This window comes from Pseudomonas alkylphenolica (assembly GCF_000746525.1).
Lineage (GTDB): Bacteria > Pseudomonadota > Gammaproteobacteria > Pseudomonadales > Pseudomonadaceae > Aquipseudomonas > Aquipseudomonas alkylphenolica.
Genome location: NZ_CP009048.1, coordinates 5386984 through 5400074, shown reverse-complemented (window position 1 = coordinate 5400074; position 13091 = coordinate 5386984). Strand labels below are relative to the sequence as shown.

The 13091-nt window shown below is 61.1% G+C and carries 11 protein-coding genes and 1 pseudogene; 8 read left to right on the top strand and 4 right to left on the bottom strand.

Annotated features, from left to right (window positions below):
* Nucleotides 1–126: 126 nt before the first annotated feature.
* Entirely contained in the window at nt 127–1950 is a 1824-nt protein-coding gene (gene typA / locus PSAKL28_RS24735; protein WP_038615481.1) for a translational GTPase TypA, read from the top strand.
* A gap of 178 nt (nt 1951–2128) precedes the next feature.
* Here the strand turns inward: typA and PSAKL28_RS24730 are convergent, their stop codons facing one another.
* Nucleotides 2129–2536, bottom strand: coding sequence for a YkgJ family cysteine cluster protein (locus tag PSAKL28_RS24730; RefSeq protein WP_038615479.1), 408 nt, complete (start codon nt 2534–2536; stop codon nt 2129–2131).
* Between the two features lie 199 nt (nt 2537–2735).
* Here PSAKL28_RS24730 and PSAKL28_RS24725 point away from each other — a divergent pair, with 199 nt between their 5' ends.
* The 3 genes from PSAKL28_RS24725 to PSAKL28_RS24715 all read left to right on the top strand — a co-directional run bounded on the left by PSAKL28_RS24725 (nt 2736) and on the right by PSAKL28_RS24715 (nt 6940).
* Nucleotides 2736–5186 (top strand): glycogen/starch/alpha-glucan phosphorylase, encoded by a 2451-nt coding sequence (locus tag PSAKL28_RS24725; protein ID WP_038615477.1) that lies wholly within the window; start codon nt 2736–2738, stop codon nt 5184–5186.
* Between the two features lie 143 nt (nt 5187–5329).
* On the top strand, nt 5330–6340 hold the full coding sequence (locus PSAKL28_RS24720) for a class 1 fructose-bisphosphatase (protein ID WP_038615475.1): 1011 nt from the start codon (nt 5330–5332) through the stop codon (nt 6338–6340).
* A gap of 3 nt (nt 6341–6343) precedes the next feature.
* Nucleotides 6344–6940 carry a DUF924 family protein gene (locus tag PSAKL28_RS24715; RefSeq protein ID WP_038615473.1) on the top strand — a complete coding sequence of 199 codons (597 nt, stop codon included), beginning with the start codon at nt 6344–6346 and terminating at the stop codon, nt 6938–6940.
* Nucleotides 6941–7015: 75 nt separating this feature from the next.
* Here the strand turns inward: PSAKL28_RS24715 and PSAKL28_RS28690 are convergent, their stop codons facing one another.
* The gene (locus tag PSAKL28_RS28690; protein ID WP_371262015.1) at nt 7016–7804 is read right to left on the bottom strand and encodes a methyl-accepting chemotaxis protein; all 789 of its coding nucleotides are present in this window, start codon (nt 7802–7804) and stop codon (nt 7016–7018) included.
* 66 nt (nt 7805–7870) lie between these two features.
* A pseudogene (locus PSAKL28_RS28685) lies at nt 7871–8908 on the bottom strand (HAMP domain-containing protein); the annotation flags it as partial.
* Nucleotides 8909–9143: 235 nt separating this feature from the next.
* Here PSAKL28_RS28685 and bamE point away from each other — a divergent pair.
* On the top strand, nt 9144–9398 hold the full coding sequence (bamE, locus tag PSAKL28_RS24705) for an outer membrane protein assembly factor BamE domain-containing protein (protein ID WP_038615469.1): 255 nt from the start codon (nt 9144–9146) through the stop codon (nt 9396–9398).
* Nucleotides 9395–9970, top strand: a complete 576-nt coding sequence (locus PSAKL28_RS24700; RefSeq protein WP_038615467.1) for a lipocalin family protein — start codon at nt 9395–9397, stop codon at nt 9968–9970. The genes bamE and PSAKL28_RS24700 overlap by 4 nt, the downstream gene beginning before the upstream one ends.
* Before the next feature lie 75 nt (nt 9971–10045).
* Here PSAKL28_RS24700 and PSAKL28_RS24695 read toward each other — a convergent pair whose 3' ends face one another.
* Nucleotides 10046–11410 (bottom strand): formimidoylglutamate deiminase, encoded by a 1365-nt coding sequence (locus tag PSAKL28_RS24695; RefSeq protein WP_038615465.1) that lies wholly within the window; start codon nt 11408–11410, stop codon nt 10046–10048.
* 143 nt (nt 11411–11553) lie between these two features.
* On the opposite strand from PSAKL28_RS24695, the gene hutC reads away from it, so the two are divergent.
* Both hutC and PSAKL28_RS24685 read left to right on the top strand, forming a co-directional pair.
* Nucleotides 11554–12264 (top strand): histidine utilization transcriptional repressor HutC, encoded by a 711-nt coding sequence (hutC, locus tag PSAKL28_RS24690; RefSeq protein WP_167335155.1) that lies wholly within the window; start codon nt 11554–11556, stop codon nt 12262–12264.
* Entirely contained in the window at nt 12261–12833 is a 573-nt protein-coding gene (locus tag PSAKL28_RS24685) for a HutD/Ves family protein (RefSeq protein WP_038615461.1), read from the top strand. The genes hutC and PSAKL28_RS24685 overlap by 4 nt, the downstream gene beginning before the upstream one ends.
* Nucleotides 12834–13091: the final 258 nt, after the last annotated feature.

The following is a 13091-nucleotide window of genomic DNA, read 5'->3' as shown; positions in this document are numbered from 1 at the left end:
CGCCGGGGCTATATGGCGGGAGCATCCGCCATCGCCCCCCCGACCTGCGGGCCCGTTGAGCGCCATTCATTCATATTCGCCGCCTAGACTGGGCGGCAACCCGAATCCTCTGATCGAGATACACACGTGATCGAAAATCTGCGTAACATCGCCATCATCGCCCACGTTGACCATGGTAAAACCACCCTGGTCGACAAACTCCTGCGTCAGTCCGGCACTCTGGAGCGTAACGAGCTCAACGACGAGCGCGTCATGGACTCCAACGACCAGGAAAAAGAGCGCGGTATTACCATTCTGGCGAAAAACACCGCCATCAACTGGAACGGCTACCACATCAACATCGTCGACACCCCCGGCCACGCCGACTTCGGTGGCGAGGTTGAGCGTGTAATGTCGATGGTTGACTCGGTGCTGCTGCTGGTCGACGCCCAAGACGGCCCTATGCCGCAAACCCGTTTCGTGACCAAGAAGGCTTTCGAAGCCGGCCTGCGTCCAATCGTGGTAATCAACAAGGTTGACCGTCCGGGCGCGCGTCCTGACTGGGTTCTGGACCAGATCTTCGACCTGTTCGACAACCTCGGTGCCACCGAAGAACAGCTGGACTTCAAAGTCGTCTACGCCTCGGCCCTGAACGGCATTGCCGGTCTGGACCACACCGAAATGGCCGAAGACATGACCCCGCTGTACCAGTCGATCATCGACAACGTACCAGCGCCTGCCGTTGACCGTGACGGTCCGTTCCAGATGCAAATCTCGGCACTGGACTACAACAGCTTCCTCGGTGTTATCGGCGTTGGCCGTATCGCCCGTGGTCGCGTCAAGCCGAACACCCCGGTTGTCGCTATCGACGTCGACGGCAAGAAGCGCAACGGCCGTATCCTCAAGCTGATGGGTCACCACGGTCTGCACCGCGTTGACGTCGAAGAAGCCCAGGCTGGCGACATCGTCTGCATCAGCGGTTTCGACGAGCTGTTCATCTCCGACACCCTGTGCTCCCCGGACGCAGTCGAAGCGATGAAGCCGCTGACCGTTGACGAGCCAACCGTTTCGATGACCTTCCAGGTCAACGACTCGCCGTTCTGCGGTAAAGAAGGCAAGTTCGTGACTTCCCGTAACATCAAGGAACGTCTGGACAAAGAGCTGCTGTACAACGTTGCACTGCGCGTTGAAGAAGGCGACTCGGCTGACAAGTTCAAGGTTTCCGGTCGTGGTGAGCTGCACCTGTCGGTTCTGATCGAAACCATGCGTCGCGAAGGCTTCGAAATGGGCGTTGGTCGTCCAGAAGTGATCATCCGCGAAATCGACGGCGTCAAGCACGAGCCGTTCGAAAACGTCACCATCGACATCCCTGAAGATTCGCAGGGCAAGGTCATGGAAGAAATGGGTCTGCGTAAAGGCGACCTGACCAACATGGTTCCGGATGGCAAGGGCCGTGTACGTCTGGAATACAACATTCCAGCCCGTGGTCTGATCGGTTTCCGTAACCAGTTCCTGACCCTGACCAACGGTGCAGGCATCCTGACCTCGATCTTCGATCGCTACGCGCCGATGAAGTCCGGTCACATGTCCGGCCGTCAGAACGGTGTACTGGTATCGGTAGAAACCGGTAAGGCACTGACCTACTCGCTGGAAACCCTGCAGGCTCGCGGCAAGCTGTTCGTTGAGCACGGTCAGGAGATCTACAACGGTCAGATCGTTGGTCTGAACAGCCGTGACAACGACCTGGGCGTCAACCCTACCAAGGGCAAGAAGCTCGACAACATGCGTGCTTCGGGTAAAGACGAAACCATCGCTCTGGTTCCACCTGTTCGCTTCACCCTGGAACAGGCTCTGGAATTCATCCAGGACGACGAGCTGTGCGAAGTGACTCCTAAGTCGATCCGTCTGCGTAAGAAGATCCTCGACGAAGGCGAGCGTACCCGCGCTGCCAAGAAAGCCAAGGCTAACTAAGCCCGGCTGAAACGAAAACGCCCCCGGTCGCAAGGCCGGGGGCGTTTTTGTTTGTCTGCAGTAAATGTGGGAGGCAACCAGTGGGAGCGGGCTTGCCCCGCGAAGCGATGTTGCTGAAAGAACGCCATCGCGGGGCAAGCCCGCTCCCACAGCAAAGCCTTTCCGTGGCCTGCAGTGTTTAGCGGCGTGCTGCAGGTTTTGGAATGTACGCGCAGTAGCCCGGACGCGGTCCGATCCGCGGGTGGTTGCGGCAGGTGTCCGGGCGCTTGTCATAAATGGTGCACATGCGGCTTTTACGATCCAGATAGAGGCAATCGTCATTGCTCATCTGCGCCAGGGTGAAGATCCCCGACTTCTGGTTGAAGCGCTGGATGATCCCGTCCTTCTGCAAACGCTTGGCAATGTTCTTCGGCGGCTCGCCCACCTCGAACTCATCCACCACGCCCATGCGGATCAGGTCTTTGATTTTCACTTCCGTCGGCAAGGTGCAGCAGGTCGAGTTGCAGCCTCCGCACATATGGCTTTGGTACTTCTGCCAGGTTTCCAGGCGGTCGACTTCGGCGGCGGCAATCAGGGTCGGTTTCATCAGGTTCAGGTTTTAGATGTTCGGGTGGGCGCGCGATCATACCGGAGTTGGTCAAAATGTGAACAACCATTTGCCGGTTCCGCCAGCCATGGCCGCTGTTTTTACGCAGAAACTCCCGAACCTGCGCTTTCGCTCTGTGTCGAACGGTCTAGGCTGAGAAATCTCCATCCGCATTCGTCAACCTGGTCGAGGACGTCGCATGTCTCAGGAACCACTCGCTCGTGACGCAGAGGTGGCCGCTTTTCGCACCGCTGTACTGGACAAATTGACCTACGCGGTCGGCAAAGACCCGGAACACGCCTTCGACCATGACTGGTTCGAAGCCATTGCCCTGGCAGCCCGTGATCACATGGTCGATCACTGGATGGACCACACCCGGCAGATTTATCGCAAGAGCCAGAAGCGGGTGTACTACCTGTCGCTGGAATTTCTCATCGGCCGCTTGCTGTACGACAGCTTGAGCAATCTGGGCTTGCTGGACATCGCCCGCGAGGCGCTCAGTGGCCTGGATGTCGATCTGGAGCGCATTCGCCTGCTGGAGCCCGATGCGGCCCTGGGTAATGGGGGGCTGGGGCGCCTGGCCGCCTGTTTCATGGAGAGCATGTCGACGCTGGGGATCGCCGCCCACGGTTACGGCATTCGCTACGAGCACGGCCTGTTCCGCCAGGCGGTGGTCGATGGCTGGCAGCAGGAGCAGACCGAGAACTGGCTGGATTTCGGCAACCCCTGGGAATTCGAACGGGCCGAGGTGATCTATCCGATCAGTTTCGGTGGCAGCGTCGAAACCGTGCATGACGCCAATGGCCAGCAACGCCAGGTGTGGTCGCCGGCCGAGACCGTACGGGCGGTCGCTTATGACACGCCGGTGGTCGGCTGGCGTGGCGCCAGCGTCAACACCTTGCGCCTGTGGCGGGCACGGGCGCTGGAAGAACTGCATCTGGAGCGCTTCAACGCCGGTGACCACCTGGGCGCGGTAGCCGAGGTGGCCCGCGCCGAAAGTATCTCGCGGGTGCTGTACCCGGCCGACAGCACCGAGGCCGGCCAGGAACTGCGTCTGCGTCAGGAGTATTTCTTCGTCTGCGCCTCGCTGCAGGATCTGCTGCGTCGCCACCTGAACATGCACGACAGTCTGCTCAACCTGCATGAGTCTGCGGCGATCCAGCTCAATGACACCCATCCCTCGATTGCCGTGGCCGAGTTGATGCGTCTGCTGGTCGATCAGCACGAAGTGCCCTGGGACACCGCCTGGCAACTGACCGTCGATACCCTGGCATACACCAATCACACCCTGCTGCCCGAGGCCCTGGAAACCTGGCCGGTCAGCCTGATGGAGCGCATGCTGCCGCGGCACATGCAGATCATCTACCTGATCAACGCGTTTCACATTGACGCTCTGCGGGCCAAGGGCATCCATGATTTTGACGTGCTGCGCGCAGTGTCGCTGATCGAGGAAGACAACGGCCGGCGCGTGCGCATGGGCAATCTGGCGTTTCTCGGCTCGCACAGCGTCAATGGCGTGTCGGCGTTGCACAGCAAGCTGATGCGCAGCACGGTATTCGCTGAACTGCACAAGCTCTATCCGGAGCGGATCAACAACAAGACCAACGGCATCACCTTCCGCCGCTGGCTGTATCAGGCCAACCCGCAGCTGACCGGCATGCTGGTCGAGGCCCTGGGTAAAGACGTGCTCGACAACCCGCAAGGGCGTCTGCGCGATCTCGACCCGTTTGCCGACAAGGCAGCGTTCCGCAAACAGTTTGCCGAACAACGGCTGCACAGCAAGAAAGCCCTGGCCAGCCTGATCCAGGAGCGCCTGGGTATTACCGTCAACCCGGAAGCGATGTTCGATGTGCAGGTCAAACGCATCCACGAGTACAAGCGCCAGTTGCTCAACCTGCTGCACACCGTGGCCTTGTACCAGGCGATACGTGCCGAGCCCGGCACCAACTGGGCGCCGCGGGTGAAGATTTTCGCCGGCAAGGCGGCGGCCAGCTACCACCAGGCCAAGTTGATCATCAAACTGAGCAACGACATCGCCCGGGTGGTGAACAACGACCCGACCGTGCGCGGCCTGCTCAAGGTGGTGTTTCTGCCCAACTACAACGTCAGCCTGGCGGAGAGCATCATCCCGGCGGCCGATCTTTCCGAACAGATCTCCACCGCCGGTTACGAAGCCTCTGGCACCAGCAATATGAAATTCGGTCTCAATGGCGCGCTGACCATCGGCACCCTGGACGGTGCCAACGTCGAGATGTGCGAGCAGGTTGGGGCCGAGAACATGTTCATCTTCGGCCTCACCGCGCAGCAGGTGGAGGCGCGCAAGCGCAGTGGCGACTTTGGTGCCCATACCGCGATCAGCGCCTCGTACCGGCTCAACGACGTGCTCCAGGCCATTCGCAGCGGCGTGTTCTCCCCGGATGACCCTGCCCGTTACGTAGGGCTGGTGGACTCGCTGGTGGCCCATGACCGCTTCCTGGTCTGCGCCGACTTCGATGCCTACTGGGACGCTCAGTTGCGCGTCGAAGCGCTCTGGCACGATCCCAAGCAGTGGTGGCGCATCGCAGTGCTCAACACTGCGCGCATGGGCTGGTTTTCCTCGGACCGGACCATTCGCGAGTACGCCACGCAGATCTGGAAAGCCCTCGACTAAGCTGTGCATGACGGCCCGGGAGCGGTGAACTCTCGGGCCAAACTGCCGTCTGATCGGGCAAGCGTGTCGGATAGCTCGCTAGCGCTGCACTCTCCCTGTAAACTGCGGGGGTTTTTACTACCCCCCATCCTTCGGAGCCATACATGTCCCGCGTTACCCTGAGTCGCTATTTGATTGAGCAGACCCGCAGCAACAGTACCCCTGCCGATCTGCGCTTCCTGATCGAAGTGGTGGCGCGTGCGTGCAAGGAGATCAGCCATAACGTTTCCAAGGGCGCCCTGGGCGGTGTTCTGGGCAGCATGGGCACTGAAAACGTGCAGGGCGAAGTCCAGAAGAAACTGGACGTGATTTCCAACGACATCCTGCTCGAAGCCAACGAGTGGGGCGGTCACCTGGCCGGTATGGCGTCCGAAGAAATGGACAACGCCTACCAGATCCCGGGCAAATACCCGAAAGGCGCCTACCTGCTGGTATTCGACCCGCTGGACGGTTCGTCGAACATCGACGTCAACGTGTCGGTCGGCACCATCTTCTCGGTACTGCGTTGCCCTAACGAGTACCTGAGCCAGAACGAAAGCCTCAACGAACAGGCCTTCCTGCAGCCAGGCACCAAGCAGGTTGCCGCCGGTTACGCGATCTATGGTCCGCAGACCATGCTGATCCTGACCCTGGGCAACGGCGTCAAGGGCTTCACCCTGGACCGCGAACTGGGCAGCTTCGTCCTGACCCACGAGAACATCCAGGTACCGGAGGCGACCGCCGAGTTCGCCATCAACATGTCCAACCAGCGTCACTGGGAAGAGCCGGTAACCCGCTATGTGGGCGAGCTGCTGGCCGGTGAGACCGGTCCGCTGAAAAAGAACTACAACATGCGCTGGATCGCCTCGATGGTTGCCGACGTGCATCGCATCCTGACCCGTGGCGGCCTGTTCATGTACCCGCGTGACGCGCGCGAGCCGTCCAAGCCGGGCAAACTGCGTCTGATGTACGAAGCCAACCCGATGTCGTTCATCATCGAACAGGCTGGCGGTGCTTCCACCGACGGCAAACAGCGCATCCTCGACATCCAGCCCGAGAGCCTGCACCAGCGCGTGGCAGTGTTCCTCGGCTCCAAGCAGGAAGTCGAGCGCGTTACCGGTTATCACCAGGAGTAAGTCATGCTCGCACCTTGGCAGCCGTTACTGGAGTGGTGGTTCGGATGGGGCACCAGCCCTCAGGACGTCGCTGACGAGAAGAGCACGCTGTGGTTCGGCAAGCACCACGACGTCGAGGCGCAAGAGCGCTTCGGTGATCTGGTTGCCCAGGCACTGGCGGGCGGTCTGGACGAGTGGCTGCAAAGCCCGCAGGGCTGGTTGGGCCTGGTCCTGCTGCTCGACCAGTTGCCACGCATGATCCACCGCGACACGCCGCATGCCTTCGATGGCGACCGGCGTGCCCAGGTCCTGGTGATGCAAGGCCTGGACAAGAAGTGGGATTACCAGTTGCTGCCGATCCAGCGGGTGTTCATCCTGTTGGTGCTCGAGCATGCCGAAGTGCTCGACTGGCAGAACATCAGTGTCGAACGCTATCAGCTGTTGCTCGATGCGCAGCCGGACAGCGACCGGCGTCTGTTCGAAGGCTTCCTCGACTATGCCGAGCAGCATCAGCGGGTGATTGCCCGTTTTGGCCGTTTTCCGCATCGCAATCTGCTTCTGAATCGGCCGAGTACCGATGAAGAGATGGATTTTCTGCTGGAACCCGGCTCGCGGTTTTGAGTTGAATTCAATCGCGGGGCAAGCCCGCTCCCACCGATCCTGTGGGAGCGGGCTTGCCCCGCGATAAATTTCAGATCAGATCCTGAAACTCCCCACCAATTGCTTCAAGCGACTGGCCTGATTCTCCAGGTCATTGCAGGCCCGCAAGGTCGCTTGCAGGTTCTCCACGCCTTCCTGATTCAGCGTATTGATCTCGGTGATGTCGACATTGATCGACTCGACCACGGCCGTCTGCTCTTCGGTAGCGGTGGCCACCGACTGGTTCATGCCGTCGATCTCACCGATACGCTGGGTCACGCTGCCCAGGCGTTCACCGGCCTGGTTGGCAATGCCAACGCTGTGCTGGCTGTGGCTCTGGCTTTCGGTCATGGTGCTGACCGCGACGCGGGCGCCGGCCTGGAGCTCTTCGATGATGCGCTGCACCTGTTGCGCCGAGTCCTGGGTGCGGTGGGCCAGGTTGCGCACCTCATCGGCCACCACTGCGAAGCCGCGCCCGGCCTCACCGGCACGCGCCGCTTCGATGGCGGCGTTGAGCGCCAGCAGGTTGGTCTGTTGGGAAATGCCGCTGATCACTTCGAGGATCTGACCAATGTTCACCGTGTTGGCATTCAGTGTCTCGATGTTGTCGCACGAGTCGCTGATCCTGGTCGACAGCTGGTTCATCACCTCGATGGTCTGCTCGACCACCTGCTGACCTTCTGCAGCCAGATTGCGCGCGTCGCTGGAGTGCTGCGAGGCGAGGGCGGCGTTCTGGGCGATTTCCTGGGCGGCGGCACCGAGCTGGTTGATGGCTGCGGCAACACTGCTGGTGCGGCTCGACTGCTGGTCGGCGTTATGGATCGAGGCATTCGAGGCGCTGATCACGCGCAAGGCCACTTCGTTGACCTGGCCGGTGGCCGAGGACACCTCACGGATCGACTCGTGAATGCGTTCGACGAAGCGGTTGAACGACTGGCCAAGGCTGCCGAATTCGTCCTGGGCGTGAATGCGCAGGCGCCGGGTCAGGTCGCCTTCACCTTCGGCGATGTCATGCATCGCCCGGCCCATGACGTGCAGCGGTTCCATCAGCACGCGGATCAGCAGGCCCAGCAAGGCGATGATGATCAGTACCGCAATCACCGTGGCGACAATCGCCGAGGTGCGCAGTTCGCTGAGCATGGCGAAGGCAAAATCCTGGTCGAGCACCAGCGCCACATACCAGTCGGCCGAGGGCACGCCGTTGACCTTGGTGAAGGTGATGAACTGCTGCTGCCCCCCCTGTTCAGCCTCCTTGAGGCCGCTGCCGATCTGCGGGGTGTTGCTGGGGTAGGCTTCGCTGAGGTTTTTCAGTACCAGCTTGCTGTCGGGGTGGACCAGGATCTTGCCGTCGCCGTTGACGATGAAGGCCTGGCCGTGACCGTCGAAGTTCAGCGCATTGATGATTGCGCTGATGCTGTCCAGGTCGGTGTCGGCACCGTTGACGCCGATCAGTCGGCCTTGATGCTGCACTGGCGTGGCCAGGGTGATCACCAGCTTGTTGGCGGAAGTCGAAATGTACGGTTCGGTGACGATGGTCTGGCCGGCGCTGCTGGCAGCCTTGTACCAGCCGCGCACGCGTGGATCGTAATCGGCAGGGCGGCTGCCCAGGGGGACAGACTGCATGTAGCCATCCTGGCCGCCGAAATAGGTCAGGAGGAAATTGTTGCCGTACACCGGCAGGTTGAGGCTGCGGGTCAGGCTGTCCTTGCCGGCGCCATCGACGGCCACTTGCTGGGACAGCGACTGCAGGATCTGGATGCGGCTTTGCAGCCAGGTCTGGATGTTGCTGCTGGTCAGGTTGCCGAGCTCCTGCATGGAGGCCTCGGTATTGCTGCGCAGGGTCTGGCGCTGGCGGTAATCGTTGAACAGGACAAAGCAGGTAAAGGCGACAGCGACCACCAGGGCGGCGGCGAGCAGAATCTTGTGGCTGAACTTCAGGTTTTTTGTCATTGCGGGGTCTGTCTGCACAAGGCGGGTAAACGGGGAGGGCGCGGCAATACGTCGCAGCGCGCCCCTGTGTCGTCCGCTTTGGGCAAAAGATTAATGCGCAAGTGGCGTAATACGACCAAAGGCAGTGATTTGACGTCAGGAAAGCGCTGAAGCCGGGGAACCAGACGCGGTTTTCTCCTTCTAAGCTGTCGGTAGGCCATCGCGCCTGCCCCCCCTTGTCCAGGAGTGATCTTTCATGTCGTTGCGTTCCCTCGCCTTGTTGTCCTTGTGCGTTTTTCTGACTGCGTGCAACAAAATCAACCAGGAAAACTATTCACAGCTCAAGGCTGGCATGGCCAAGGCCGAGGTCGAAAAACTGCTCGGCACGCCCAAGGAGTGCTCCGGCGCACTGGGCATGTCCAGTTGCACCTGGGGTGACGAGAAGAGCTTTATCAGCGTGCAATACGCCGCCGACAAGGTGCTGATGTACTCAGGGCAGGGGCTCAAATGAAACCGCTACACCTGCTGCTGGCCCTGTGTATCGGCCTGATCCTGGGCGGCTGCGCCAGCTCGGGCACCGGGCCGATCCCGCCGAAGACGGTCGATAGCGTCGACTTCAAGCGTTACCAGGGCAAGTGGTTTGAACTGGCGCGCCTGCCGATGTTTTTCCAGCGCGACTGCGCCCAGTCCGAAGCCCATTACAACCTCAAGCCTGATGGTTCAGTCGGCGTACTGAACCGCTGCCAGACCCTTGAAGGTGAGTGGCAGGAAGCCAGCGGCAACGCCTCGCCACAGGTGCCCGGCAAGACCGACAAGCTCTGGGTGGAGTTCGACAACTGGTTCTCGACAGTGCTGCCGGGGGTAGCCAAGGGCGAATACTGGGTGCTGTATGTCGGCGACGACTACCAGACCGCGCTGGTTGGCAACCCGGATCGCAAATACCTGTGGATACTTTCGCGCAAGCCGACGGTGCCGGCCTGGCAGCGCGAGAGCCTGCTGGCCAAAGCGCGTCAGCAGGGCTATGACACCAATCGCCTGATCTGGCGGGTGGCGGACAAGGATATGCTTGCGCATAAGCCTTGAGGGCTTTTTCGCGGGGCAAGCCCGCTCCCACAGGATATGTGTGTGCCTGTGGGAGCGGGCTTGCCCCGCGATAGCTCAGCCCAGCAAGGCCCGCAGTACCCCGGCAAATTCCCGCGCGCTGTCTTCTTCCTGGGCATGGCGCCCCTGACGTACCACCCACTGGCCGTTGACCATCACATCCCGTACCTGACGATCGCCTCCCGCAAACAACCAGCGGTTGAGAATGCCGTCCTCGCTGGCGGTCGCCAGATACGGATCGTTGCCATCGAGCACCAGCCAATCCGCCCGTTTGCCTACCGCCAGCTCGCCAATCGGCTGCCCCAGTGCCTGTGCGCCGCCGCTTAACGCCGCGTCATACAAGGTCCGCCCAACCATCGGCTGGTCACCGCGATACAGACGATTACGCCGCTGGTCACGCAGGCGCTGGCCGTATTCCAGCCAGCGCAGCTCCTCGACCACGCTCAACGACACATGGCTGTCGGAGCCAATCCCCAGGCGACCGCCCTGGGCCAAATAGTCCACCGCCGGGAAGATACCGTCGCCGAGGTTGGCTTCGGTGGTCAGGCACAGGCCGGCGATTGCGCCACTACGGGCCATCAGCTCGACTTCATCGGGCTCGGCATGGGTGGCGTGGACCAGGCACCAGCGTTGGTCTACTTCGGTGTTTTCGTACAGCCATTGCAGCGGACGGCGTCCGCTCCAGGCCAGGCAGTCGTCGACTTCCTTCTGTTGCTCGGCGATGTGGATATGCACCGGGCAGGCCTTGTCGCTGGCGGCCATCACCTCGGCGATCTGCTCCGGGGTCACCGCGCGCAGGGAGTGGAAGCACAGGCCCAGTGCTTGCGCCGGCTGCCTGGCCAGTTGCGGCGCCAAGCGCGACTGCAGATTCAGGTACTGTTCGGTGCTGTTGATAAAGCGGCGCTGGCCTTCATTGGGCGTCTGGCCACCAAAGCCGGAGTGGCTGTACAGCACCGGCAACAAGGTCAGGCCGATACCACTGGCACTGGCGGCCTGGCTGATACGTAATGACAACTCGGCCGGATCGGCATAGGCCTGGCCCTCGGTGTCATGATGCACATAGTGGAATTCGGCCACCGAGGTGTAACCGGCCTTGAGCATTTCGATGTACAGCTGACGGGCGATGACCTGCAACTGCTCGGGGCTGATCTTGCCGACCAGGCGGTACATCAGCTCGCGCCAGGTCCAGAAGCTGTCATTGGGATTGCCAGCCACTTCGGCCAGCCCGGCCATGGCGCGCTGGAACGCATGCGAGTGCAGGTTGGGCATGCCTGGCAGCAGCGGACCGGCCAGACGCTCGGCGCCTTCGGCCGAGCCACCGGCCTGGATACTGGCCAGCAGGCCATCGGCGCCGACCTCGATTCGGACGTTTTCGGCCCAGCCCGTAGGCAGCAGAGCGCGCTCGGCAAAGAAGACGGACATCGACGCAACACCTCATTGTGATTATTTGTATATACATATACAGACGTTTGCCTGCTGGGTAAACTCCGGCAAGCTACCGTTCATTCAACCGAACAAGGACATTTTCCGTGCCGACACCTCCTGTCTCCGCGCTGGTTGCCCAGATGGGCGAGGGGCCGGCGCCGCTGTATGCCCGGGTCAAGCAGATGATTGCCCAGCAGATCCAGAATGGCAGCTGGCCGCCGCACCATCGGGTGCCGTCGGAAAGCGAGCTGGTCAGCCAGCTGGGCTTCAGCCGCATGACCATCAACCGCGCCTTGCGCGAACTGACCGCCGAGGGGCTGTTGGTGCGCATGCAGGGCGTCGGTACCTTCGTTGCCGAGCCCAAGACCCGCTCGGCGCTGTTCGAAGTCAACAACATTGCCGATGAGATCGCCGCCCGCGGCCATCAACACACGTGCAAGGTGATCACCCTCGCCGAGGAAACTGCCGGCTCCGAGCGCGCCCTGGCCCTGGACATGCGCGAAGGCCAGCGGGTGTTCCATTCGCTGATCGTGCATTACGAAAACGGTATTGCCGTGCAGATCGAAGACCGCTTCGTCAACGCGCAGATCGCCCCGGACTACCTTAAGCAGGACTTCACCCAACAGACGCCATACGCCTATCTGTCCCAGGTGGCGCCACTGACCGAAGGCGAGCATGTGGTCGAGGCGATCCTCGCCGAGCCTGAAGAGTGCCGTCTGTTGCAAATCGAACAAGGCGAGCCCTGCCTGCTGATCCGTCGCCGCACCTGGTCGGGACGCCAGCCAGTGACTGCCGCTCGTCTGATTCATCCCGGTTCCCGTCATCGTCTGGAAGGACGCTTCAGCAAATGAGCCAGTTGCAGGTTTTACGCGCCAAAGACTACCCCCGCATGCCGTGGAAGAACGGCGGCGGCAGTACCGAAGAAATCACCCGCGATGCCGGTGAAGGCCTGGACGGCTTCGGCTGGCGGCTGTCGATTGCCGATATCGCCGAGTCGGGCGGATTTTCCAGTTTCGCCGGGTATCAGCGGATCATCACCGTGCTTGAAGGCGAGGGCATGCGTTTGCAGGTCGATGGCCAGGCCACCCGGCCGCTGTTGCCTTACGATGCCTTTGCCTTCAATGGCGAAAGCCAGGTCAGCTGCACCTTGCTCGGTGGTTCGATTCGCGATTTCAACCTGATCTATGCTCCCGAACGTTACCGTGCGCGCCTGCAGTGGCTGGATGGCAGCCAGCGGGTGTTCAGCTCGGCCTCGACGTTGTTGCTGTTCGCTGCCGCCTCCCAGGTGGAGGTAACGCTGGCCGGGCAGGGCGAGCATCACCTCAGCCGCTACGACTGCTTGCAGTTGCAAGGCAACGACAGCCTGCAGACCTTGAATGTGCAGGGCCGTTGCTGCCTGATCGAGCTGACGCCGAACTGAAATCGTTACGCCTCGGCCGGGCACTTCGGCCGAGGCTGTTACCGATTGTCCCAAAGTGGTGCAACGCCACTGGTCGGCTTCACTTCACCGTTTATCCCCTGAGAAATATTTTCTGCTGATCAAAGCCAGGCGCTGCGGGGCTCTGGCGCCTGCGTTTCAGCTTGGGTGGTGGCTGCTTCGGCGAGTTGGCATTTCAATTGCCTATGCTTGTACATACAAGTAAATATGTGTTTGTATAAGCACCATCACACACCCAAT

Coding starts and splice junctions, on each gene's coding strand:
- PSAKL28_RS24685 (WP_038615461.1), top strand. CDS start 12,261: ATGAGCCAGTTGCAGGTTTTACGCGCCAAAGACTACCCCCGCATGCCG.
- PSAKL28_RS24715 (WP_038615473.1), top strand. CDS start 6,344: ATGCTCGCACCTTGGCAGCCGTTACTGGAGTGGTGGTTCGGATGGGGC.
- hutC (WP_167335155.1), top strand. CDS start 11,554: ATGGGCGAGGGGCCGGCGCCGCTGTATGCCCGGGTCAAGCAGATGATT.
- PSAKL28_RS24725 (WP_038615477.1), top strand. CDS start 2,736: ATGTCTCAGGAACCACTCGCTCGTGACGCAGAGGTGGCCGCTTTTCGC.
- bamE (WP_038615469.1), top strand. CDS start 9,144: ATGTCGTTGCGTTCCCTCGCCTTGTTGTCCTTGTGCGTTTTTCTGACT.
- PSAKL28_RS24730 (WP_038615479.1), bottom strand. CDS start 2,536: ATGAAACCGACCCTGATTGCCGCCGCCGAAGTCGACCGCCTGGAAACC.
- PSAKL28_RS24695 (WP_038615465.1), bottom strand. CDS start 11,410: ATGTCCGTCTTCTTTGCCGAGCGCGCTCTGCTGCCTACGGGCTGGGCC.
- PSAKL28_RS24700 (WP_038615467.1), top strand. CDS start 9,395: ATGAAACCGCTACACCTGCTGCTGGCCCTGTGTATCGGCCTGATCCTG.
- PSAKL28_RS24720 (WP_038615475.1), top strand. CDS start 5,330: ATGTCCCGCGTTACCCTGAGTCGCTATTTGATTGAGCAGACCCGCAGC.